A 23079-nucleotide genomic window follows, 5' to 3' on the forward strand; every position below is an offset into this window, starting at 1 on the left:
CGCTAACCCGCATTGATGCGCTGCATGGCGGCAGCGCCAATGGTGAAGGATTCAAGCCGCGCCTTCTCATCGTGAATCTGGCCGTTCAGCATGACTTCATCTGGCTGGTAAAGCCTCACCAGTTCCTGCAACTGGTTAAACACCGACTCTGGTGAGCCAACTGCAGAAATGCGCAAGGCACCATCCACCATGGCGCGTTCGGCAGGCGACAGCACGGCATCAATGTCGTCGACAGGGCGGGGCAGCGGCCCAGGCTGACCAGAACGAAGCTGGGCAAATGCCAATTGCATGGAAGTTTGCAGCCGCAAGCCTGTCGCATCATCCGCCCCGGCAAACAAATTAACCGCCAGCATGAAGTAAGGTTCGGACAGCACAGCAGAGGGGCGGAACGTCTGACGGTAAATCTCTGCTGCCTCGGCCAACGCCGCAGGCGCAAAGTGCGAGGCAAAGGCATAAGGCAGGCCCAGATGCGCGGCCAGTTGTGCGCCATACAGGCTGGAACCCAGTATCCACACCGGAATATGCGTGCCGACACCGGGAATGGCGCGCAGGCGTTGCCCCGGTTGTTCGTCACCAAAATAATGCATAAGTTCCACAACATCCTGCGGAAAGCTGTCCGCATTGGCCATGTTTCGGCGCAGCGCCTGCGCCGTCATCATATCCGTTCCCGGTGCGCGCCCAAGCCCAAGGTCAATCCGGTCGGGAAACAATGTCGCCAAAGTGCCAAACTGCTCGGCAATGACCAGTGGCGCGTGGTTGGGCAGCATGATCCCGCCTGCGCCAACACGTATACGTTGCGTAGCGGCGGCGACATGGCCAATAACCACCGCCGTGGCCGCGCTGGCAATGCCCGGCATATTGTGGTGTTCAGCCAGCCAGAAGCGCTTGTAGCCAAGATTTTCCGCGTGAACGGCCAATCGCGCCGATCGCGCCAAGGCCTCACCGGCAGAGTAACCCTCGGGAATGGGTGACAGATCAAGCACTGAGAACGGTATCATCGGGAAAGCCTTGGCGTTGTTTCCGTGCATTTGGGGACGCTGAGGACCAAATGAAAGGTTCAAGGCCGGGCATTTCCTGTCGAGCCGGACGGATTTGAAAGACTGGGTCATATAGCAGGGCAGGATCTGGTGCCGGGCGGATGAGCGCATGAACATGCACATGGCACTAAGCCCGGCTTAAGAAATTCCATATGCCGCATTGACGAAGCTGTGATTGCAGGTCACGTTTTTCTCACGAGCACGCGAACTTTGCGTGTTCCCGGAGGGGGTGAAAATGATCTGGAGTCAGAACTACGATCCATTCGGCAGTCTGCCGATTTCGTTCATTCTAGCGGCGGTGCCTGTCGTCGTCATGCTTGTGGGGTTGGGCGTCCTGCACATGCGCGCCCATATTGCTGCCGGTTGTGGTTTGCTGGCCGCGCTCATCATTTCAATTTTTATCTTCGGCATGCCAGCGGAAAAAGCCGCCCTGGCCGCAGGTTATGGCGCGGCCTACGGCCTCATGCCCATTGGCTGGATTGTTCTCAACATCATTTTTCTCCACCGGCTTACGGTGGAAAACGGCTCCTCCGTGGTGTTGCAGAACTCAATTGCCAGCGTCAGCGATGACCGGCGCATTCAGCTTTTGCTGATTGCCTTTTCCTTCGGAGCATTTTTTGAGGGCGCAGCGGGTTTCGGCACCCCCGTCGCGGTCACTGCCGCCCTGCTGATCGGGCTTGGCTTTTCGCCTCTGGCTGCATCAGGCCTTTCGCTCATTGCCAATACGGCGCCCGTAGCATACGGCGCGCTGGGAACGCCGGTCATTGCTCTTTCGGCAGTTACCGGGCTGGATCTTCTGGAGCTCTCCGGGATGATCGGCCGGCAATTGCCGTTCTTTTCCCTGCTTGTTCCCTTCTGGCTTATATGGGCCTTTGCCGGGTGGCGCGGGATGATGGAAATCTGGCCGGCCATTCTGGTCTGTGGTGTCAGTTTCGCCGTGCCGCAATTCCTTGTGTCCAATTTCCATGGCCCGTGGCTGGTGGATATTGTCGCCGCAATCTGTTCCATGCTGGCTCTTGTGCTGTTTCTGCAGGTCTGGCGGCCCCGGAAAATCTGGACGTCCACGGCCTTGCATGGCCGCGCGAAGGAAGAGGACGAGGCCCGCAAGGCTGCGGGCATCACGGCTGATTCCGCAATAGATACCAGCAAGACATACAGCAGTTCGGCCGTTCTGCGGGCATGGATGCCTTGGGCGGTTTTGACCATATTTGTATTTCTCTGGGGTATTCCAGCGGTCAAGGCGCTGCTGGATGGGGTGCATCTGGTCAAAATCCCGTTCGAAGGGCTGCACAACATGGTGCAGAAAGTGCCGCCGATTGTGGCTGCACCCGTAATTGAGCCGGCGGTCTTCAACCTGAACTATCTGTCCATGACCGGAACGGGAATTCTTCTTGCTGCGCTCGTTGCCGGATTTGCCATGGGCTTCTCGCCTGCCGGGCTGGTCAAGGTCTATTTCCAGACAATCTGGCGGGTGCGGTTTTCGCTTCTCACCATCGCCATCATGCTGGCGCTGGGCTACCTGACCCGCTATTCCGGTCTGGATGCAACTATGGGTCTGGCTTTCGCCCATACCGGGGTTTTCTACCCGCTGTTCGGCACATTGCTTGGCTGGCTGGGTGTGGCGTTGACCGGCTCTGACACGGCATCAAACGTTCTGTTTGGCGGCTTGCAGCGCATCACCGCAGAACAGTTGAACCTCAATCCGGTTCTGATGGCCTCTGCCAACTCATCGGGTGGCGTCATGGGCAAAATGATCGATGCCCAGTCCATCGTCGTTGCTTCAACAGCGACCGGCTGGAAAAACGGTGAAGGCCCAATTCTGCGATATGTGTTTGTGCACTCAATTGTGCTGGCGACCCTGGTGGGTCTGTTGGTGACATTGCAGGCCTACGTACCGCCCTTCACCTCTTTGGTGCCGGATGTGGTGCTGAACGCGCCACCGGCGCAATAAGGTATTCGAGCTTCAAGAGGCTCAGCTCTGACAATGCAAAAGGCCCGGTGGATAGTGAGCCACCGGGCCTTTTGTTTTGAAGCTGTCTGAAGCTTTGAGTGGTCGTATTGTTCTGACTTAAAACGATTGCTCTAGGACTGATCGCGCTTGGCAAGCGTGCGCAGGCGCAGGGCGTTCAGGCGAATGAAGCCTGCAGCGTCCTTCTGATCGTAAGCGCCGTGGTCGTCTTCAAAGGTTACCAATGCGTCGGAATAAAGCGATTTTTCGCTCTCACGACCGATGACAATGACATTGCCCTTGTAGAGTTTCAGCGTCACCGTGCCTTCAACATGCTCCTGGCTCCTGTCGATCAGTGCCTGCAACATGTCGCGTTCCGGCGAGAACCAGAAGCCGTTATAAATCAGCTCTGCATAACGCGGCATCAGCTCATCCTTCAGATGTGCAGCACCACGATCCAGCGTCAGGCTTTCCATCGCACGGTGTGCGGCAATCAGAATTGTGCCGCCCGGCGTTTCGTAAATGCCGCGTGACTTCATGCCGACAAAGCGGTTTTCCACCAGATCAAGCCGGCCAATGCCGTTGTCGCGGCCAAGGTCATTCAGTTGCGCCAGCAGTTCATGTGGCCGCAATGCCTTGCCGTTGATCGAAATGGCATCACCCCGCTTGAAGCCGATGGTGATTGTCGTTGGCGTGTCAGGCGCTTCTTCCGGGCTGACCGTGCGTTGAAACACGTAAGGTGGCGCTTCTTCGTTCGGGTCCTCGAGCACCTTGCCTTCGGATGAAGAGTGCAGAAGGTTGGCGTCTACCGAGAACGGAGCCTCGCCGCGCTTGTCTTTCGGCACGGGAATCTGATGCTGTTCGGCAAATTCCAGCAATTGTGTGCGGGATTTCAGCTGCCATTCGCGCCAGGGCGCGATGACCTTGATATCAGGATTAAGCGCATAGGCCGAAAGCTCAAAACGGACCTGATCATTGCCTTTGCCCGTTGCACCATGGGCAATGGCATCTGCGCCGGTTTCCCGGGCAATTTCCACCAGTCGCTTGGAAATCAGCGGCCGGGCAATAGATGTGCCGAGAAGGTAGGTGCCTTCATACAGCGCATTGGCGCGGAACATCGGGAATACGAAATCCCGGACAAATTCCTCTCGCACATCTTCGATGCGAATATCCTTGATGCCGAGCAGCTCCGCCTTCTGGCGTGCTGGTTCCAGCTCTTCGCCCTGACCAAGATCGGCAGTGAAGGTAACAACCTCCGCCCCGTATTCGGTCTGGAGCCATTTGAGAATGATGGATGTGTCCAGCCCGCCCGAATAAGCGAGAACGACCTTCCTGACATCGCGTTGGCCAGCCATGCTGCAATCTTCTCCGTGTAACAATCCGTCTTCAGAGCATTCAGGTGATCTTTCGATCACATGACGCTTCCTGACACCGTATTTCTCTGCACAGTTGTGCCGTTGCGGCGATTCCGCCCCAACGGAAAATGCTCTGGTTGCGCTCTACAGGAACAATGCACGATAAGGAAGTTGTTCCGGTGGTTCCGGCAGCATCATTGGTTGTTTGGTCTCAATTATTTCGGTTTAGGCGGCGTCACCACGCCCTCAATCACGGTGCTGGCCGCTGCCAACACATCCGGGTCATGGGCCTGCCCACCGCCAACCCGCACCTCGGGCCGGGCAAAGCGGATGCCAGCCTTGGCAAAGCGGTCGCGTATCAGGGCATAAGTCTCCCGGCGAACAACGAACTGCTGCCCCGGTCGCGCGGTAAATTTGACGCCGACCACCATGCCGTAAGGCTCCATGCGCCGGACACCCTGAAACTTCAAGGGTTCAAGCATTGCTTCCGCCAGTTCCGGCTCTTGCGCAATCTCGGCAGAAATTTCCCGCACTGTCTTTTTGGCCAGCCGCAGATCGGTGTCAAAATCCACCAGAAACTCCAGTTTGATAATTGTGAAATCTCTGCTCTGATTGTTCACAATGCCAATATCGCCAAATGGCACGGTGAACAGCGCACCGCGTGGATGCCGCAGTTTGAGCGAGCGTATCGAAATGCCTTCGACTGTGCCTTTGACACTTCCAATCTCAATATACTCGCCGATGCGGAACGCATCATCGGACAGGTAGAACAGGCCGGAAATAACGTCCTTCACCAGCGCTTGCGAACCAAAGCCAATGGCAATGCCGAAAATTCCGGCACCCGCAAGCAATGGGCCAATATCCACCCCCATGGCTGCAAGAATAATCATGCCGGTTGCGCCAAGAATGAAGCACAGCACCAACGCCCGCAGCAGCGGCACGAAAGTCTGAATGCGGGAGGCGCGATGAACATGGCCATGTGGCGCCGCGTCGGGAATGGGTGGTCGTGCCATGAGAATGTTGAGAAATGTGCTGGCAATCTGCCAGAACAGGAAACCAAGGGCTGCCGCAATGCCGATATCAATCAGAATGCGCGCCGCCCGCTCCCCGAACCTGTCTGAGGTCATGGACATCAGGTTGATCTCCAGCAACCAGGCCAGCAGCAGACCAAAGCAGATCAAAAGCACAAGCCGTCCGCATCGGATAAGCGTGGCGCGCCAAGGACCGTTATCGGATGACAAAGTCTTGTGATCAGGCAGAAGCGACACCAGCGCGGGAAGTGCGCCAAGCGTCAGCAGCGCCAACGTTCCCTCTGCGAAAGCCAGATACTCAAACCGGATGATGCGAAACAGTGTGGTGGCCGTAATGAGAGTCAGCACAGTGTAGTAAAACCAGCGGGAATGGGCAGACAACAAGAAATAGACCGGGTCGTCAAAACCGGTTTGCTCATTGGCGACTGGCGGATGCAGCCTCGTGAGATGGTGGATGCACCAGACTGCCAATACGGCCAGCACAATCCAGAGAGCGGCCGCAACAACGGCATGCGAAGGCAGCGAAGCGCCTGAAATGCGCATCAGAATCAACAGAAAATAGCCAATGCCCGCAACGCTGAGTGCCGCACGAACACAAATCGGCGTCCGCTCGGCGGAACGGCGCCTGCGCAGAACGCCGGCGATGATCCCGGATATGGCAGCGAGGACAGTTGCGATGAGAAAAACCGCAAAGGCTATCGAGCGAACGCGGGTGGTTGTTGGCAGAAGCAAATGCAGGCCAACGCCTACCAGAAGAAAGGTGAGGGTGTAGACCAGCCACAAAAGAGGTTTGGGTGCCCGCGCCGCAAACATACCGGCAACAGCTTTGCGCGCGCCAAATGCCAACAGTGCCGCTGCCGCCAGAAGACCGGCGGATGTGAGGAGAACAAGCAGCCAGGCGGAGCTATCACCACCCCAGGCGAAAGCCTGGCTTATTGCGGCAGGCGTTTGCGCCAGAGCATCAAAAAACGCCGAGAGCCAGTCCGTCGCTTCCTGCGAACTGTGCATCAGCCAAGAGGCCCGGTCGCCATCCGGCACGGCGGCGGTTGCGGCACCGCTCAACATCGGCAGAAACAGGGCTGCAGGAACAAGAAGTCCAAGGGCTGCCCCGCCGGATCGTGCCATCCTGGCTTTTGTACAGTGTTTCATTGCCGGCCTGTAGATGGGAAAGGAGATTTACATCGACTTTTCGACATTCACGACGGAATGTCTTTGAAAACTCGGTATAGGCTCTTTCTGTTGTTTGCAGAGTGCCGGTATAATTTGCTGGATTTTCAGATTTTTTGCAATCTCGATCAGAGCTGCAAGCAGTATCATTCCGCCGGAATTTGAAACTCATGGCCCGCATCGTTCCGGTAATAGACCGGAGCGACAGTTGAAGGTTCCTGAGTAATAATGATTTCTTTGATGTGCAGTTGCGGAGTGTCCGGATTTGCCGACGTCAAGGTCATGTGGCAATCAAGACCAATCCCCGCCCAATGAATAACAATCTCATTGTCATCATCATCATAGACTTCAATATCCAGCGAGGAATTGCGCTGGATTTCAAATTCTTTCGAGTTGGTTTCTATCGGCAGAACAATGCGTATTACGCCTTTGCCGACCTTGGTGCAGGGGTGTATCCGGATATATTCAACATTGTCCGTTGGCGGTATTATTTTGATGGTATTGGACTGGGTGCCCTCATCCGCCGACTTCAGAAGTTGATGCGCGCCACCGGACAGTTCGGATATGGAGCGAAACAGATAGGCCAGCAGCTTGTCGGTTTGCAATGTATCCTTGAGTCGAAGATAGACGCTTTCCATAGCCGTGTCGGATAAATGGCCCTTATTGTACATGAGGTCGAGATACTGCCAGACTTTATATGTCGAAGAAGAGTATTCTCTAGCCAACTCGTAAATATAATCGTCCAGAACGCTTCTGGAAATATTGCGTGTATCACCTTCCAGCAAGGCCACGACATTGGTTTTAAAGCCATGAAGATGAAGAATTTCAATGTTTTCTTCAAATCCCCAGCGCGGTCTCCAATTCAGACTGCGTGGCAGCACATAAATGCCCTGGCCCCAAAAGGCATTGAAGGCACGCTCATCAACGGATGATGGAAGCCAGTTTCCAAGAGTCTTGGCAAAAAAGCTGAACAGATCATCCTCGGATTTGCGAAATTCTGCCGTGTTGAAAATGATGATGCCGGAATTGAAATGATAATCGCCGGAGGCCTTCTGGGAACTGGGAACACAGCCCACCGCACCGTCAAACGTTTCCGGGCATATCGGCGTCGCAAAAAAATAGGTGTCACAGTCTGCGTAGAGAATGTGACTGTCATCCGGAAACAGGGAAGGTATTTCGTATCGCAGAAAGGCACCCTCAGCATGCGGCGGCAGAAACGTGCCGCTGGCTCTGGTTTCTGCAATGACCGCATGCAGCCGGGTTCTGGTGTTGATGACCTGAATTTCAGGTCCGGCAATAGCCTGACAAACTTCGATTTCGTCGCCTGAATAAAGCACCATCGGCGTCAGGTTGGTATTTGCCGCAACACTGCGCAACGCAACTTTCAGCCATTGGGCGGTCTCATTGTACAGACCAACATGGTCAATGCAGAAAACAACCTTTTTGATCTTCCGGTCCGGTTCCGGCTCGTTTTCAGCAATTGCCTCGATTTCGTTGGTCGTAGGCAAATGTCGTCTGACGTATGAGACAGCTTTTTCCATGTTCTCACGCAGACTCATATTTCCTCCACCATGTTTGCACGCAGTGATATATGGAACAATTATAAACAAATGCCAATTTTCATGGTGAAATGGCTGCCAAATCATCATCGATGACTATTAGGATAAACTATAGGTTGCATACTTTATTGCAGCCGTTTTCACTGCAGCCCGTGGCGGCTCCGACGCATTTTCGACGCTGGATTATGGCGTGTGAGAGGAGTAGAACGGATTCAAGCAAGGCACGCAGTTTCGCGCCGGCTGCAATACTCTTTGATGGTTGTTCAGATCATGTACTTCTTGCCAGATGCCGCCGCTCTTGCCAGCTTTGCTTTTGCTGCTCTTATTCTTTCGATCACCCCCGGCCCGGATATGATGCTCTTTTTGGGGCGCACCGTATCATATGGTCGTTTGGCGGGTTTTGCCGCGATGTTTGGCGCAACCACCGGCATATTGATCCACACCACGGCAGTGGCTATCGGGCTTTCAGCCCTGATCGCAGCTTCTCCGGAGGCTTTTGCCGTGCTGAAAATCGCGGGTGCCGGATATCTGATCTACCTTGCTGTCCAGGCCGTTCGGCATGGCTCAACATTCGCCATGCGAGAGGGCGGCAAGCCGCAGACGCTGTTTCGCCACTGGTTGACAGGGCTGACCATCAATTTGCTGAATCCGAAGATCATCCTGTTCTTCGTGACGTTCCTGCCGCAATTTGTTGCCGCAAGCGATCCGCATGCCGGCAGCAAGCTGGCATTCCTGGGCGTTCTGTTTATTGCTATCGGCTGTCCGGTCAGCGCCGTGTTTATTCTTATGGCTTCAAAGGTGGTTGCCGTGTTGCGGCGCAAGCCAAAAGTCATGCGGGCGCTGGACTGGATATTTGCATCGGTGTTCTCGGCGTTTGCCGTCAACCTGATGCTGGCCAGAGCCTGACATCCGTCAGGATTTCGCAACAATCCCGCGAAGTGCATCATTGATCCGGTCCTGCCAGCCGGGTCCATCCTGTTGAAAAAATTCCAGGACTTCGCTGTCAATCCGAAGCGTCACCTGTTCGCGGCGGCCGGGAACGGCCGCAACTTCCTGCACACGCTCCTGTGGCTTGGTGGTGGCCGATTTGAAGGCCGCTTCTGCTGCTGTGCGCGGATCTGTCGGGCGACGTGCCATACTCAAGTTTCCTCTGTTAAAACGGGCTTTCGCCGCCAGTTGCCGGCATTGCGGCCGGCAATAAGCCAGTAAACCAGGCCGAACGCCAGTCCGGCCATCACCACAGCAAAACGCACGCTCATCTGACCGGCGCCTTCCTGCTCTATACTCTGTGAAAAGACAAAGCCTGAAACAAGGCCCAATCCGGCATGGAGCAGCAGCGATGAATAGCGCATCAACTCGCTGACAATCATGAAGAGGCCCCAGCCGATGACCACGTTGGAGCCAATTTGCGCGGCCTGGGCCGTGAACAGCAGAAAGAGCTGAAACAGCATCACCGGGTCATCTGTGGTGATGTTGCTGCTGTCCAGGAATGGCCAGAGCAGTGCAAATGCACCCGCATAGCAAGCCAATATGAAACCAATGGGTATGACGAACAGAAAACGGCCAACTGTGAGCATGTCAGGATGCCTTGTTCCGGCCGGGCGTCAGGTTGCCTTGTCGCATTGTCTTGCGTTTAAACGTTCCCTTTTCAAAGGGAAATGCTCTAACTTGCAACTGCGGCGGCCAGCGCAAGCCTGTCGCCTTTCTTCATTCTTTCGGATTCCGACTTCAACTGGCCGCAGGCTGCGAAAATGTCGCGTCCGCGCGGCGTGCGAATGGGCGAAGCATAGCCCGCCTCATTAACCAGGTCGGCAAAGCGTTCAATCTGGTCCCAGTCCGAGCATTCATACTCAGTTCCCGGCCATGGATTGAATGGAATAAGGTTGATCTTGGCCGGAATGCCTTTCAGCAGCCGCACCAGTTCCCGCGCATCGGCCAGGCTGTCATTGACGCCTTTTAGCATAACATACTCAAAGGTGATGCGACGGGCGTTGGACAGGCCGGGATAGGTGCGGCATGCAGCCAGCAACTCTTCCAGCGGATATTTCTTGTTGATGGGCACAAGCACGTCGCGCAGATCATCTCGTACGGCATGGAGCGAAATAGCCAGCATAACGCCCATTTCATCGCCGGTACGGCCGATCATTGGCACAACGCCGGATGTGGAAAGCGTGATACGGCGTTTGGAGAGGGACAGCCCGTCGCCGTCCGATGCTACGGCCAGTGCCTGCTTCACATTGTCAAAATTGTAAAGCGGCTCTCCCATGCCCATCATGACAACATTGGAAACCAGCCGCCCTTCCGAAGGCACAATGGCGCCGGCAGGCGTATCAATATCCGGAAAATCGCCCAGCTTCTCTCGCGCGGTTAGAATCTGCCCGACAATTTCACCCTCGGTGAGATTACGCACCAGCCGCTGCGTTCCGGTGTGGCAAAAGGTGCATGTCAGTGTGCAGCCAACCTGGGATGAAACGCAAAGTGTGCCGCGCCCTTCTTCCGGAATATACACGGTTTCAATTTCCACCGGCCGTCCAGCGCCACGTGGCGGAAATCGGAACAACCACTTGCGGGTACCGTCAACCGAAATCTGTTCTTCAACAATTTCCGGCCGGGCAATTTCAAAGTTCTGTTCCAGCGCTGTGCGCAAATCCCGCGAGACATTGGCCATATCGGAAAATTGCTGCACGCCGCGCACATAGAGCCAGTGCCATAGCTGGCCCACACGCATGCGGACCTGCTTTTCGGGAACGCCAATCTCCCGGAGGGCTTGCCCCACATTATCCCGCGACAGGCCAAGCAGAGAACGGCGTTCGGGCTGCGGCATCGGCGGCAGCACGGGCTGGTTCATGATGTTGGGGTCAGTTGTCGCACTCATGGCCGGAAATTGCTCTTGCTTCCTGAAAGAGCTTCAAATGCGCGTTTTAACTCAGAATCGCAAGTGCTGGCCGGAATTTAGGCCGGTTCAGGCAATCATCAGACAGCCCGAACCGCTCAATTTTTCGCTTTGCCGCTCGGTCGAAACTGCGTTGTTTCAACCGGAAGGGTCTGAAACCGTTAAGTTGCCGTTACTTACAATTGGCAACTGAATTGATTGCCGCTGTAACACCGGCCAGCGAGTAGCTGTATTTGGTGTTGGTGCCCCGCTGCGAGACGCCATCCACCTGCATTGCCCGGCCATTGCGCATTGCCTGAACAAGCTGCGGCTCTTCCGCCGGGTTTTCCACCCAGGCAGACTCACCGCGTGTGAACAGGCTGAATTTGCGGCCATCAACGGTCACCGTCACTTTGGACTGGTCTCGGAGCGCATATCCCATCACGACCTGAGGCTCATAGGCGCCGTTCTGCCCCGGCTTTGGGGAAACCAGAAAGAAAATGTCGCCGTGATTGACGCTTGCAGGTTCACGAGTTTTGGGAATTGACAGGGCGTAACAAACGTTGCCGCCATCTTTTTTATAGGAATACACTCCCCAGTCGTTGAACTGCTCCACGCTGCTGGGCGTCTGGGCAAAGGCTGCGGCGGCCGAAAGAACGACGATGGCGGATGCTGCCGTCAAAACTTTGTTCAAGGACATGGTTCCCCACTCTATCATAAATTTATTGATTCCTGTTCCCGCATAAAGCGCGAACCTCGTCAAACACGATCTGTCCGGAAGATAGAGCAAAGAGCCTTTCCGGAGGGTAAACAGATTTCGCATTGCAGCTTCTGGCTTTTGCGTCGGAGAATGACCAAAAAATGGCACTTCGCGCAAACGTTACCCAATCTTGCCCGAATTGATTCAGATGGACGGGCTTTTAACGTCGTCAGCATTGCTTTTCAAAAAATGACGGGCTTTGCGATAATGTGTCGGCTTGAGATTGGCTTTGACTGCGCCCAAGGCCGCCAACAACACCGCCGCATCGTCGGTGAACCCGATAAACGGCAGAAAATCACTGACCATGTCCAGCGGCATGACGAAATAAGCCAGAGCGGCCAGCAATATGCCCCGCGCCGCCACAGGCGTTTTAGGATCAAGCGCGCAATAATAACAGGCAACGAGATCTTCGGTGAACGGGATTGCTCCGGCGGATCGTTTCAACGTCGCGAAAAACGAACGGCGCACCTTTTGCTCCTGCCCGACACGCTCGTGTGGCGGGGCAGGGCGCAAAATCTCACTGATTCTGGCGGGCAAGGCCGGTCTGCGAAAAATGCTCATGAGCTATAAATAAGTATGCGCCGCCCCCTCGCCAAGGGTGCGTAGTGTTTCAGTGGCATCAGATCAAAACGAGATTGCGAAGTCCTGCGTTTCCACCTCCCTGCCGCTGACAGGCTGCAGCGGAAAAACCTCCTCGCGGACGTAAGGTCCACCACCTACCGAATCCTTTGCGGAAAACAGCACAAAGCGCGTGACGGCAAATGGCGCGGTGCGAAAGCCCCCGCTGGCTGAAAGATAGCGCGCCACCTCTTCGCCCTTGGCATGGCGCAACCGGGCCAGAGTGACGTGCGGCGTAAAGCGGCGCGTGTCCGGTGGCAGGCCAACACGCCTGCAAGCCTTGTCGATGTCTGCCTGCAGCATGTCCAATGCGCCATTGGCATTGACGCCGGCATAAACTGAATGGGGTTTTTTGGAGCCGAAGGCATCCACACCGCGCAATTCCAACTGAAACGCCGGCTGCCGGATCCTGTCCAGCACCGCCACCAGCTCATCGGCGGTGCGCGAATCCACATCGCCAATGAAACGCAGTGTCAGATGGTAATTTTCCGGATCAATCCAGCGAGCGGAAGGCAGCCCGCCGGCCAGAAACGAAAGGGAAAGCGCCGCATCACGCGGGATCTCCAAGGCTGTGAACAGTCGCGGCATGAAGTTTTCCTTCCGCTTTGAACGTGTTTCGCAACTGCGATGGAATCATCCTATTGCCCCGGTCGCAAGATCAATCGCTTCCGGCAATGCAAAAAACCGTCAAATTCCCCAGGCAATTTTAAAAGGCATGCCGCCAGGGGCCTTATCTTTTTCCTATCCTGCGGGAGTAACGCCGATTTTCGCCAATGCCTTTTCAACATCAGGAACGATTCGCCGAACAATTTCCGCCACGCCTTCGGCATTGGGGTGCATGTAATCAGCCTGGTTCAGCGAGTTGATGCTGGCCACGCCATCCAGAAAAAATGGATAGAAGGTCACATCATAACTTTCTGCAAGCTCGCCAAATATCGGATTGAACCGCGCCGCAAAATCACCGCCCATATTGGGTGGCGCCTGCATGCCTGCCAGGAGAACTCCGGTATCTGGACGTGCTGTCAGGCGATCCAGAATCTGCGTCAGATTTTCGCGCGTCAAATCGGGTGAAATTCCTCGCAGCGCATCATTTGCACCCAGTTCGACAATGACCAGATCCGCCGTTTCGGGCACAGACCAGTCCAACCGCGAAAGTCCGCCAGTGGTTGTGTCGCCCGAAACGCCGGCATTGATAACCGAGACGTTGTAGCCTTTGTCAGAAAGGGCGCTCTGCAACTGATCGGGGAAAGCCTCGCCCGGCCCGACACCATAGCCTGCGGTAAGGCTGTCACCGAATGCGACAATTTCAACCGGGGATTGGGCAGACGCTGGAATGACCGACATTGGAAAAACCGGTAACAGACCCGTCATCACTGAAAGAATGTATTGGTATCGCCGCATTTTGCTCCCATATCTTGCTCTTCGGCCTTCGGGGGCCTGCAATATGACATATAGGAAGGCCCTCCCTTGGCTGAAACGGCAATCAGGCTTGAAAATGTTCATTTGACCCTCGGGGCAGGTGGAAGTCGGGTTCATGTGCTCAAAGGCATTGATTTAAATGTCGAAAGGGGTGAGTCGGTTGGCGTTGTCGGCCCGTCGGGCTCGGGCAAGTCCACTCTGCTCATGGTTCTGGCCGGGCTGGAAATGGCCGATTCCGGCATTGTCAGAGTGGCCGACCAGTCGCTGACCGGTTTGACGGAAGATCAACTTGCGGTTTTTCGCGGACGCAATATTGGCATCGTCTTTCAGTCTTTTCATTTGATCCCCAATATGACTGCGCTGGAAAATGTGGCGGTTCCGCTGGAACTTGCCGGTATGAATGATGCATTTGAGCGTGCTGCACAGGAACTTGCGGCAGTTGGTCTGGGCAAGCGCCTTGGCCATTATCCCGGTGCACTGTCAGGCGGTGAGCAGCAGCGTGTTGCCATGGCGCGGGCTCTGGCCCCGCAGCCAGCCATTTTGATTGCCGACGAGCCGACCGGAAATCTGGATGCAGAAACCGGAAAAGCCGTGGCCGATTTGCTGTTTGCCGAGGTCAAGCGCCGCCATATGACGCTGGTTCTGGTGACGCATGATGCAAATCTGGCAGCGCAATGCAGCCGGCAGGTTTCTGTGCGCAGCGGCAGGATAGAACCTGCTGCAGCGCCTCTGGCAATGGAGGTCGCCGGGTGACTTCTGCCGTTGACAGTCTGTCCCGCAAGACGGCGACACAAGCTACACGCCCTGGCAAATTGCGTCTGGCATTGCGCTTTGCGCTGCGCGAAATGCGCGGTGGCCTTTCCGGATTTTTCATATTTCTTGCCTGCCTGACACTGGGCGTCGCATCCATCGCTGCGGTCAACTCCGTTTCGCAGATGATGAGTGATGGAATTGCGCGCGAGGGCCGCAGCATTCTGGGTGGGGATGTGCGTTTCAGCCTGCCGCAACGTCAGGCCACCGCGGATGAGCGGGCTTTTCTGGCGGGTGCTGGCGCTGTGTCGGAAAGTTCTGCCTTGCGGTCCATGGTGCGCCCGGTTGCAAACGAAGGCCAGAGCATCGCCGAAATCAAGGCCGTCGACGGTGCTTATCCGCTTTATGGTGAGGTCCGCCTTTCCGAAGACGTCCCACTGGCCGCAGCGCTAGAGGAGCGGGATGGTGTTTACGGCGCGGTTGCCGCGGCGGAATTGTTTTCGCGCCTGGGTTTGCAGATCGGTGACCGTGTCAGGGTGGGTGAAGCCGAGCTGGAAATGCGGGCGGTGCTGGATCACGAGCCAGATTTATTGTCCGATGGTTTTGCTTTCGCACCACGGCTGATGATCGGCTTGCCCGCTCTGGAAGCGGCCCAACTGGTGCAGCCAGGCTCTCTGGTCGAGTTTGACTATAAGGTTAGGCTTCCGGACGATGTACCGGTTGCCTCCATAATTCAGGCGGCTGAAGCACAGCAGGCGGATGCCGGGTGGAGCGTGCGCGGTTATGACCGGGCTGCGCCCGCGCTTCAGCGCAACATCGAGCGGTTTTCTCAATTTCTGACTCTGGTGGGACTGACAGCGCTTGTGGTGGGTGGTGTTGGCATTGCCAATGCGGTGAACGCCTATCTTGAAGGCAAGCGAAATGTGATAGCCACATTCAAGAGCCTGGGAGCCGGCGGCAATTTTGTCGTGTCCATCTACCTGTTGCAGATTTTCATACTGGCAACGATAGGTGTGGCGTGCGGTCTGGCTCTTGGGGCTGTTGCGCCATTTGTGGCGGCGCGCTTTCTGGAAGCGGCAATTCCCGTCGCCACCCAGCCGTCGGTTTATCCGTTCGCATTGCTGATCGCCACGGTCTTTGGTTATCTCACGGCACTTGCCTTTGCGCTGCTGCCACTTGGCCGCACAAGGGATGTGCCTGCGGCGGCGTTGTTTCGGCAAACCGGCTCCAATGCAGGTCTTTTGGCGCAATGGCCATTCCTGCTGGCCAGTCTGGTGCTGATCGGCATTGTCTGCGCTATGGCCATCGTCATGGCGGATGACAGGCGCATTGCCGTGACCTTTGTTGCTGCAACTGCCGTTGCCTTTGTCATCCTGCGCCTTGTAGCGCAGATCATCCGCATGCTTGCCCGGCGGGCACCGCGTGTTCATTCCACATCGCTGCGGCTGGCCATTGGCAATATTCACCGCCCCGGTGCGCTGACCAATTCTGTGGTTCTGTCTCTGGGGCTGGGCCTGACATTGCTGGTGGCTCTGGCAACAATTGACAACAACATTCGCAGCGAAATCGGCGGCAGCCTGGCAGAGCGGGCGCCAGACTTCTTTTTCGTCGATTTGCAATTTGACCAGACCGAAGCCTTTGCCGAGGAAATGGCGGTTCTCGCACCCGGCAGCCAGTTGGAGTCCGTGCCAATGCTGCGTGGTCGAATTGTTGAGTTGAACGGCGTCAACGTGCGCGATCTTGAGGTGCCGCAGGAAGCAGCATGGGTTTTGCGTGGCGACCGCGGACTGACTTTTTCCAGTGAGCTTCCCGGCAATTCAACTTTGTCGCAAGGCACCTGGTGGCCTCAGGATTACACCGGAGAGAATCTGGTGTCATTTGCCGCGCGTGAGGCAGAGCAACTGGGGCTAAAGCCGGGTGACAGCGTGACGGTGAATGTTTTGGGGCGCAATATTACGGCGCGCATTGCCAATTTGCGGCAGGTGGAATGGGAATCGCTGGCAATCAATTTCGTCATGGTGTTTTCGCCAAACAGTTTTGCGGGCGCACCCTATTCCTCGCTGGCAACATTGCATCTGCAAAATGATACGCCGGAAGCCGAACAGACCGTGCTGTCCGGCCTTGCTGAAAGTTTTCCGGCGGTGACGGCCGTGCGGGTTCGGGATGCTCTGGATGCGGTGAACAATCTGATCGCGCAATTGGCTATTGCCATTCGTGCCGCTGCTGCGGTGGCTCTGCTGGCATCTGTGCTGGTGCTTTCCGGGGCTTTGGCCGCGGGCAATCGAGGGCGTGTGCATGACGCTGTCGTGTTGAAAACACTTGGCGCAACGCGCACCACCCTCATTCGCGCTTATGCAACAGAATACATGTTGCTGGGACTCGGTACCGCGGTGTTTGCCATTGCAGCCGGTTCGCTGGCCTCATCCTTTGTGGTGGCAACCATCATGCAGCTTCCATTCCGGTTTGACTGGACCGTGGCTCTGGTAACGCTGGCGCTTTCGCTGGTGTTGACCATCGGTTTTGGACTGGCAGGTACATGGCGTGTACTGGGTCAAAGATCCGCGCCGGTTCTTCGCACGGTTTGACGCGCATGCCGCTTAAGCATCTGTCGTTGAAACGGCATCATTCTGACGCCAATACAAAGAGTTGATGCGCTTCAAGCGACCATCAGGCCAAATAAAACGGCCTGATAACACAAATTTAATCGGCACGGGGGCGATAACGCCCCCGTTATAGTGCGTTGGCTCTTGTATCAATGGCAAAGCTTCATCATATTCCACACAGGACTGCTGGGGGTTCCGCCAGCGGCGCCTCGGCGCGGGCAACTGAGCCGACACCGGACGGAACACGCAGAAAGGAATTGAAAACAAATGGCTGATTATCGGAATTATGGGGCGCGGGTGCCTGCTGCCGGTAGCCGAACAGATGCCGATATTGATGTCGGTCTGCGCGCTTACATGCTTAAGGTCTACAACCTTATGGCATTCGGCCTTGCCATAACCGGCGTTGCCGCATTCGGTTTGTTTACGCTGGCAACCAGTGCAGGCCCGGTTGAAGGCGGCGCACAAGTGCGGCCTGATCTTTGGCTGACAGCGCTTGGCGTTACCGTCTACACTTCCCCGCTGCGTTGGGTGCTGATGCTAGCGCCTCTGGCGCTGGTCTTCTTCCTGTCGTTCCGCATCAATCGCATGAGCGCGAGTGCGGCACAGGCAACTTTCTGGTCTTATGCTGCTTTGGTTGGCCTGTCGCTCTCGACAATTTTCCTCGTCTATACGCAGGAGTCGATTGTTCAGGTGTTCTTCATCACCGCCGCCACGTTTGGCGCTTTGTCCCTCTGGGGCTACACCACCAAGCGTGACATTTCAGGTTGGGGTTCCTTCCTGTTCATGGGTCTGATCGGTGTTGTCATCGCCATGGTGGTCAACATTTTCCTTCAGTCTTCGGCTCTGGGCTTTGCAGTGTCGGTGATTGGCGTTCTGGTGTTTGCTGGCCTGACCGCCTATGACACGCAGCGCATCAAGGAAATGTATTTTGAAGGTGATGATGCACAGGTCGGCGGCCGCAAGGCTGTTATGGGCGCGCTGAGCCTGTACCTCAACTTCATCAATATGTTCATGATGCTGTTGAATCTGTTTGGCAATCGCGAGTAAAAGACGCGCGAACCATTGGTACAAGGGGCGGCCATCGGTCGCCCTTTTTGTTTGTCTGGAGATAGTTCGGTGAGCGCAACGACCATTCGCGAGGCGCAGGAAAAGGATATTCCTGCCATTACCGCAATTTACCAGTATGCGGTGTTGAACGAGACGGCCAGCTATGAGCTGGACCCACCGGATGAGGCCGAGATGCTGGTGCGCATGCGCTTTCTGATGGGTCAGGATTACCCTTATATCGTAGCCGTGGACAAGCAGGGCGCGGTGATCGCCTATGCTTATGCAGGGCCGTTTCGCGCCCGCCCGGCCTATCGCTGGTCCGTCGAGGACTCAATTTACATTGACCCGCAGGCGCGGGGCAGGGGCCTTGGTCGCGACTTGCTGAAACGCCTGATCGAACTTTGTGAGGAAAAGGGTTTCCGGCAGATGATCGCGGTGATTGGTGGTGCAGATCACGCGCCATCTATCAGGCTGCATGAAACGGCCGGCTTTCGAACGATCGGAATTTTCGAAGGGTCCGGCTTCAAGTTCGGGCGTTGGATCGACACGGTGTTCATGCAATTGCGGTTGGGCGATGGTCGCCACTCGCTGCCGGATGAAACCAGCTACCCCGGAACTCTGTATAAATAAATCAGGTTACGGTTTTCAGGGCGCGGTCAAACACCTTCAGCACGGCGCTCAAATCATGCCCGCGTTTGAGAATAAGTCCACCGGCGGCAACCACGCTGTATGCGCCCTGCCGTCGGGCCAGCTTTGGCTCTTTTTCCACGGTGTAGAGTGGCATTTCGCTGGTGCGCCTGAAAATGGAAAAGACCGCGCGGTCCTTCAGCGTGTCAATGGCGTAATCGCGCCACTCTCCGGCGGCGACCATGCGCCCATACACATTGAGGATTTGCGAAAGCTCGCGCCGGTCGAAGCACACGACAGGCAGTGTGGATGCTTTTGGTGGTGCGGGAAAATTCAGCAATGCAGCAGAGGTGCTTTGTGTCAAATCGTCCAATTTGTCTCCCCTGATGCGTGAATGAGGGCTCACCCCGTGCGACCGCTCGGACCTGATGGTGTCATCAAATTGTGATAATCGCAATCTCTGACCGCATATTGTATAAATGCGATGCGGTTCTGGCCTTGTGGAGGGCTCAGTTGACCGACTGCGGTTCCAGTTCCACCGCGGCCAGAATGCTTCCTGGGACACCATTGTCATTGACCATTTGCAACAGGGCGGCATAGCCGATCTTGCCCTTGGTGCCTTCGCCCAGCGTAGAGACCGGCACTTCCACCGTCATTTCCGGCCGGGTCAGGGAGCCGATAATCCGGAAGTCGTGAACGGCATGGTGGTTTTCAATCCGGTGGCCACTGTTTTCGCCTTTGGAAACCGCGGTTTCGATGTGGTCCTGATAAGCGACAAGGATCAGAACAGGGGCTTCAGCCTCACTTGTCTGATCCAGTTTGGCTTCAATTGCCAAAGTGCTGCCGTTCAAACTCATCTGAATGTGGGCGCGCGGCGCATCAGACGCACCCAACTCACCATCTTCCAATGCGGCCCGTATTTCCCCTGCATGGGTGCCAATGAAGTCACCAGTGCCATTCACCACGATTTGCGGTGTGTAGATGGAGCTGGTGTTGAATGCCTTCGCATAGGCTTTCTGCCGGTCAGTGTTCTGCCGGGAAGCCAGCTGATCCTTCCAGCCGATATAGTCCCAGTAATCGACATTATAGGACAGAGCGACAATGTCCGACTGATCGGAAAACTTTGCCAGGACTGCATCGGCTGGCGGACAGGATGCACAGCCCTGGCTCGTAAACAGCTCAACCACGCCGCGGAAGTTATCGCTGGACGCGGTTTGGGCAGTGGCCACGCCAGCTCCGCTGCCAGTCATGCCAGCGGCAAGGGTCAAAATCAAAGCGGATGTGGCAGAGAGTTGTGGAAGCGAAATCATCATAAGGCGGAAGCTACCGATGGCGTTCAACACCAGCCAGTCACTTCCCGGTGAAAAAGCATTTCTCGTGGGAACGGTTGTGTTCCAATGACGAGGCAATGCGGGACCGGTTGTTCCTCGGCGGTTAACGAAAATGGGCGGCCCTTTGTCGGGCCGCCCCTTGGGTTTTGCTTGTCGGCCTGATCGGGTCAGGCGGCAAGCTGGCGCAGCACGTAATGCAGGATGCCGCCATTTTTGTAGTATTCCAGCTCGTCCAGCGTATCGATACGGCACAGAAGCTCGGTGGTAAACACAGAGCCATCGGCACGCTCAATGGTGGCATGCATGGTCTGGCGCGGTTTCACCGTTGTCAGACCTTCAATGGTCACTTTTTCGTCGCCTGTCAGGCCAAGTGTCTGCCAGCTATCACCCTCGTTGGCGAAGACAAAAGGCACAACGCCCATGCCCACCAGGTTGGAACGGTGAATGCGCTCGAAGCTTTGAGCAATAACCGCCCGAACGCCCAGAAGCACGGTTCCTTTGGCTGCCCAGTCACGCGAGGAGCCGGTGCCATATTCTTTACCAGCAAAGATGACCAGCGGAACGCCCTCATCCTTGTAGCGCATGGCCGCATCGTAAATCGCCAGCTGGTCGCCGGATGGGTAATGCCGCGTGAAGCCGCCCTCAATGCCTGGCACCATCTGGTTCTTGATGCGGATATTGGCCAGCGTGCCGCGCATCATGACCTGATGGTTGCCGCGCCGTGCGCCATAGGAGTTGAAGTCCACCGGGCGAACCTGATAGCTGACCAGATATTCACCCGCCGGGCTGGATGCCTTGATCGAGCCGGCCGGAGAAATATGGTCGGTGGTGATCGAGTCGAGAAACAGGCCGAGAATCCGCGCGCCATGAATATCTTCCACCGGCTTTGGCGTCATCGTCATGCCGTCAAAATATGGCGGGTTCTGCACATAGGTGGAGCGGTCATCCCAGTCATAGGTCAGGCCGCCCGATACGTCGATTTTCTGCCAGTGTTCATCGCCCTTGAACACATCGGAATAACGCGATTCGAACAGATCCCGCGTTACGGTGCGGCGAACGATTTCGGAGATTTCCTGCGTGGTTGGCCAGATGTCCCTGAGGAAAACATCGTTGCCATCCCGGTCCTTGCCAAGCGGATCCCTTGTCAGATCAACAAACAATGAACCGGCAATCGCATAGGCGACAACCAACGGCGGCGATGCAAGGTAGTTGGCCCGAACATCCGGGTTTACACGGCCTTCAAAATTGCGGTTGCCGGAAAGCACCGAGCAAGCCACGAGGTCATGCTTGTTGATGGCATCCGAAATCGCTTCCGGCAGCGGGCCGGAATTGCCGATGCAGGTCGTGCAACCATAGCCGACCAGATTAAAGCCCATCGCGTCCAGATCTTTCTGCAGATCGGCTTTTTCGAGATACTCTGTCACGACCTGGCTGCCTGGAGCCAACGAGGTTTTGACCCATGGCTTCACGGTCAGGCCCAACGCATGGGCTTTGCGAGCCAGCAGACCGGCAGCCACCAGAACATTTGGATTGGATGTGTTGGTGCAGGAGGTGATGGCGGCAATCACCACATCACCTTCTGAAATGCCGTGATCTGTGCCTTCCACCGGATGGCGCACAGTCTGTGGGGTCTGGCCGGGCGGGGTCGCGCCTTCATCCATGAAGCGGGAATCGCCAATCGACTGCGGCAGTTCGCTGGTTTTGCGCCCACCATGCAATTCGGTCAGCGCCACGGCAAAGGCCCGTGCGGCATCCGACAAAGCCACGCGGTCCTGCGGGCGTTTCGGCCCGGCAAGTGATGGCGTCACAGTTGAAAGGTCCAGCTCCAGCGTATCGGTAAAGACCGGGTCGCCCTCAGTCAGACCATGGAACATGCCCTGAGCCTTGGCATATTCTTCCACCAGACGGATGCGGTGCTTGTCGCGGCCTGTTGCTTCCAGATAGGCCAGCGTGTCCTTGTCGATCGGGAAGAAGCCGCATGTTGCGCCATATTCCGGCGCCATATTGGCAATGGTTGCCTGATCTTCCAGCGACAGTGTGGAAAGGCCCGGGCCGAAATATTCAACAAACTTGCCGACCACGCCCTTTTTGCGCAGCATCTCGGTGACTGTCAGCACAAGGTCGGTGGCCGTTGTGCCTTCTGGCAACCTGCCGGTCAGGCGGAAGCCAATAACCTCTGGAATCAGCATTGAAATCGGCTGGCCGAGCATAACGGCCTCTGCTTCGATTCCGCCAACGCCCCAACCCAGAACGGCAAGGCCGTTGACCATGGTGGTGTGCGAATCCGTGCCCACCAGCGTGTCGGGATAGGCGATGGTTTCGCCATCTTCCTCACGCGTCCACACAGTCTGGGCCAGATATTCAAGATTGACCTGGTGGCAGATGCCCGTGCCCGGAGGCACAACCCGGAAATTCTTGAACGCGCTGGAGCCCCAGCGCAAAAACGTGTAGCGCTCGCCGTTGCGGTCATATTCGAGAGCAACATTCTTCTCGAACGAATCCTTATGACCGAAATAGTCGACCATGACCGAGTGGTCGATGACCAGATCAACCGGCACCAGCGGGTTGATCTTGCGCGGGTCGGCATTCAACCGCTCAGACGCATCGCGCATTGCAGCCAGATCAACCACCGCTGGCACACCGGTAAAGTCCTGCATCAACACGCGGGCCGGGCGATAGGCAATTTCATGGCCGGATTTGCCCTTGTCGGTCAGCCAGGTCACCATGGCGCGAATGTCGTCGGCCAGAACGGTGCGGCCATCTTCATTGCGCAGCAGGTTTTCCAGAAGAACCTTCATGGAAAAGGGCAGGCGGGAAATTCCTGGAAGGCCGTTCTTTTCGGCTTCTTTCAGGTCATAAATGACGTAATCCTTACCTTCGACGGTAAGTGTACGACGGCTTTTGAATGTATCTGGATGGGACACAGGCTCTCGTTCCTTCTCGAACCAAAGTGAT

General features: G+C 56.2%; 20 protein-coding genes. 6 read left to right on the forward strand and 14 right to left on the reverse strand.

The features are described from left to right. Nucleotides 1-2: 2 nt before the first annotated feature. Entirely contained in the window at nucleotides 3-998 is a 996-nt protein-coding gene (locus FPY71_RS14385) for an LLM class flavin-dependent oxidoreductase (RefSeq protein ID WP_149300983.1), read from the reverse strand. A 274-nt stretch (nucleotides 999-1272) separates the two neighbouring features. Here FPY71_RS14385 and FPY71_RS14390 point away from each other — a divergent pair, with 274 nt between their 5' ends. Then, complete coding sequence (locus FPY71_RS14390; RefSeq protein ID WP_149300984.1) at nucleotides 1273-2988, forward strand: L-lactate permease; 1716 nt, start codon at nucleotides 1273-1275, stop codon at nucleotides 2986-2988. 131 nt (nucleotides 2989-3119) lie between these two features. Here the strand turns inward: FPY71_RS14390 and FPY71_RS14395 are convergent, their stop codons facing one another. The 3 genes from FPY71_RS14395 to FPY71_RS14405 form a co-directional block, all read right to left on the reverse strand. Next, nucleotides 3120-4340, reverse strand: coding sequence for an argininosuccinate synthase (locus tag FPY71_RS14395; RefSeq protein WP_149300985.1), 1221 nt, complete (start codon nucleotides 4338-4340; stop codon nucleotides 3120-3122). A gap of 215 nt (nucleotides 4341-4555) precedes the next feature. After that, nucleotides 4556-6496 (reverse strand): mechanosensitive ion channel family protein, encoded by a 1941-nt coding sequence (locus FPY71_RS14400; RefSeq protein ID WP_188052355.1) that lies wholly within the window; start codon nucleotides 6494-6496, stop codon nucleotides 4556-4558. 188 nt (nucleotides 6497-6684) lie between these two features. Beyond that, on the reverse strand, nucleotides 6685-8097 hold the full coding sequence (locus FPY71_RS14405) for a glycosyltransferase family protein (protein ID WP_149300987.1): 1413 nt from the start codon (nucleotides 8095-8097) through the stop codon (nucleotides 6685-6687). A gap of 270 nt (nucleotides 8098-8367) precedes the next feature. Between FPY71_RS14405 and FPY71_RS14410 the strand changes: the two genes are divergently transcribed. Continuing rightward, nucleotides 8368-9003, forward strand: coding sequence for a LysE family translocator (locus FPY71_RS14410; protein ID WP_149300988.1), 636 nt, complete (start codon nucleotides 8368-8370; stop codon nucleotides 9001-9003). A gap of 6 nt (nucleotides 9004-9009) precedes the next feature. Here FPY71_RS14410 and FPY71_RS14415 read toward each other — a convergent pair whose 3' ends face one another. From FPY71_RS14415 to FPY71_RS14445, 7 genes are all read right to left on the reverse strand, one after another. Then, on the reverse strand, nucleotides 9010-9234 hold the full coding sequence (locus tag FPY71_RS14415) for a BrnA antitoxin family protein (protein ID WP_149300989.1): 225 nt from the start codon (nucleotides 9232-9234) through the stop codon (nucleotides 9010-9012). A gap of 2 nt (nucleotides 9235-9236) precedes the next feature. Continuing rightward, complete coding sequence (locus FPY71_RS14420; RefSeq protein WP_149300990.1) at nucleotides 9237-9674, reverse strand: hypothetical protein; 438 nt, start codon at nucleotides 9672-9674, stop codon at nucleotides 9237-9239. Nucleotides 9675-9760: 86 nt separating this feature from the next. Beyond that, nucleotides 9761-10945 carry a dual-specificity RNA methyltransferase RlmN gene (gene rlmN, locus FPY71_RS14425; protein WP_425457897.1) on the reverse strand — a complete coding sequence of 395 codons (1185 nt, stop codon included), beginning with the start codon at nucleotides 10943-10945 and terminating at the stop codon, nucleotides 9761-9763. A 217-nt stretch (nucleotides 10946-11162) separates the two neighbouring features. Continuing rightward, nucleotides 11163-11669 carry an invasion associated locus B family protein gene (locus FPY71_RS14430; RefSeq protein WP_149300992.1) on the reverse strand — a complete coding sequence of 169 codons (507 nt, stop codon included), beginning with the start codon at nucleotides 11667-11669 and terminating at the stop codon, nucleotides 11163-11165. A gap of 204 nt (nucleotides 11670-11873) precedes the next feature. Then, entirely contained in the window at nucleotides 11874-12266 is a 393-nt protein-coding gene (locus FPY71_RS14435) for a YkvA family protein (RefSeq protein WP_246160558.1), read from the reverse strand. A gap of 87 nt (nucleotides 12267-12353) precedes the next feature. Beyond that, the gene (thpR, locus tag FPY71_RS14440) at nucleotides 12354-12935 is read right to left on the reverse strand and encodes an RNA 2',3'-cyclic phosphodiesterase (protein WP_149300994.1); all 582 of its coding nucleotides are present in this window, start codon (nucleotides 12933-12935) and stop codon (nucleotides 12354-12356) included. 153 nt (nucleotides 12936-13088) lie between these two features. Further along, nucleotides 13089-13718, reverse strand: a complete 630-nt coding sequence (locus tag FPY71_RS14445; protein WP_425457898.1) for an arylesterase — start codon at nucleotides 13716-13718, stop codon at nucleotides 13089-13091. A gap of 96 nt (nucleotides 13719-13814) precedes the next feature. Between FPY71_RS14445 and FPY71_RS14450 the strand changes: the two genes are divergently transcribed. The 4 genes from FPY71_RS14450 (at nucleotide 13815) to FPY71_RS14465 (ending at nucleotide 18796) form a co-directional block, all read left to right on the forward strand. After that, a complete protein-coding gene (locus tag FPY71_RS14450; protein ID WP_149300996.1) occupies nucleotides 13815-14519 on the forward strand; it encodes an ABC transporter ATP-binding protein in 705 nt (234 codons plus the stop codon). 92 nt (nucleotides 14520-14611) lie between these two features. Continuing rightward, on the forward strand, nucleotides 14612-17101 hold the full coding sequence (locus FPY71_RS14455; RefSeq protein ID WP_246160585.1) for an ABC transporter permease: 2490 nt from the start codon (nucleotides 14612-14614) through the stop codon (nucleotides 17099-17101). A 285-nt stretch (nucleotides 17102-17386) separates the two neighbouring features. Then, complete coding sequence (locus FPY71_RS14460) at nucleotides 17387-18166, forward strand: Bax inhibitor-1/YccA family protein (protein ID WP_149300998.1); 780 nt, start codon at nucleotides 17387-17389, stop codon at nucleotides 18164-18166. A gap of 69 nt (nucleotides 18167-18235) precedes the next feature. Beyond that, entirely contained in the window at nucleotides 18236-18796 is a 561-nt protein-coding gene (locus tag FPY71_RS14465) for a GNAT family N-acetyltransferase (RefSeq protein ID WP_149300999.1), read from the forward strand. Between the two features lies 1 nt (nucleotide 18797). Here the strand turns inward: FPY71_RS14465 and FPY71_RS18705 are convergent, their stop codons facing one another. From FPY71_RS18705 to acnA, 3 genes are all read right to left on the reverse strand, one after another. After that, the gene (locus FPY71_RS18705) at nucleotides 18798-19133 is read right to left on the reverse strand and encodes a DUF2794 domain-containing protein (RefSeq protein WP_246160587.1); all 336 of its coding nucleotides are present in this window, start codon (nucleotides 19131-19133) and stop codon (nucleotides 18798-18800) included. Nucleotides 19134-19302: 169 nt separating this feature from the next. Further along, a complete protein-coding gene (locus FPY71_RS14475; RefSeq protein WP_246160560.1) occupies nucleotides 19303-20136 on the reverse strand; it encodes a DUF1223 domain-containing protein in 834 nt (277 codons plus the stop codon). A 155-nt stretch (nucleotides 20137-20291) separates the two neighbouring features. After that, nucleotides 20292-23048: an aconitate hydratase AcnA gene (acnA, locus tag FPY71_RS14480; RefSeq protein ID WP_149301000.1), complete on the reverse strand. Its 2757-nt coding sequence runs from the start codon at nucleotides 23046-23048 to the stop codon at nucleotides 20292-20294. Nucleotides 23049-23079 lie beyond the last annotated feature (31 nt).

This window comes from Aureimonas fodinaquatilis (assembly GCF_008369445.1).
In the GTDB taxonomy this organism is placed as follows: domain Bacteria; phylum Pseudomonadota; class Alphaproteobacteria; order Rhizobiales; family Rhizobiaceae; genus Aureimonas; species Aureimonas fodinaquatilis.

What these genes read in the sequence shown, in the direction of transcription:
- FPY71_RS14445 (WP_425457898.1), bottom strand. Translation starts at nt 13,718, where the DNA reads ATGACGGGTCTGTTACCGGTTTTTCCAATGTCGGTCATTCCAGCGTCT.
- FPY71_RS14420 (WP_149300990.1), bottom strand. Translation starts at nt 9,674, where the DNA reads ATGCTCACAGTTGGCCGTTTTCTGTTCGTCATACCCATTGGTTTCATA.
- thpR (WP_149300994.1), bottom strand. Translation starts at nt 12,935, where the DNA reads ATGCCGCGACTGTTCACAGCCTTGGAGATCCCGCGTGATGCGGCGCTT.
- FPY71_RS14395 (WP_149300985.1), bottom strand. Translation starts at nt 4,340, where the DNA reads ATGGCTGGCCAACGCGATGTCAGGAAGGTCGTTCTCGCTTATTCGGGC.
- FPY71_RS14390 (WP_149300984.1), top strand. Translation starts at nt 1,273, where the DNA reads ATGATCTGGAGTCAGAACTACGATCCATTCGGCAGTCTGCCGATTTCG.
- FPY71_RS14405 (WP_149300987.1), bottom strand. Translation starts at nt 8,097, where the DNA reads ATGAGTCTGCGTGAGAACATGGAAAAAGCTGTCTCATACGTCAGACGA.
- FPY71_RS14400 (WP_188052355.1), bottom strand. Translation starts at nt 6,496, where the DNA reads ATGGCACGATCCGGCGGGGCAGCCCTTGGACTTCTTGTTCCTGCAGCC.
- FPY71_RS14455 (WP_246160585.1), top strand. Translation starts at nt 14,612, where the DNA reads ATGCGCGGTGGCCTTTCCGGATTTTTCATATTTCTTGCCTGCCTGACA.
- FPY71_RS14385 (WP_149300983.1), bottom strand. Translation starts at nt 998, where the DNA reads ATGATACCGTTCTCAGTGCTTGATCTGTCACCCATTCCCGAGGGTTAC.
- FPY71_RS14410 (WP_149300988.1), top strand. Translation starts at nt 8,368, where the DNA reads ATGTACTTCTTGCCAGATGCCGCCGCTCTTGCCAGCTTTGCTTTTGCT.
- FPY71_RS14430 (WP_149300992.1), bottom strand. Translation starts at nt 11,669, where the DNA reads ATGTCCTTGAACAAAGTTTTGACGGCAGCATCCGCCATCGTCGTTCTT.
- FPY71_RS14415 (WP_149300989.1), bottom strand. Translation starts at nt 9,234, where the DNA reads ATGGCACGTCGCCCGACAGATCCGCGCACAGCAGCAGAAGCGGCCTTC.
- rlmN (WP_425457897.1), bottom strand. Translation starts at nt 10,945, where the DNA reads ATGAACCAGCCCGTGCTGCCGCCGATGCCGCAGCCCGAACGCCGTTCT.
- FPY71_RS14460 (WP_149300998.1), top strand. Translation starts at nt 17,387, where the DNA reads ATGGCTGATTATCGGAATTATGGGGCGCGGGTGCCTGCTGCCGGTAGC.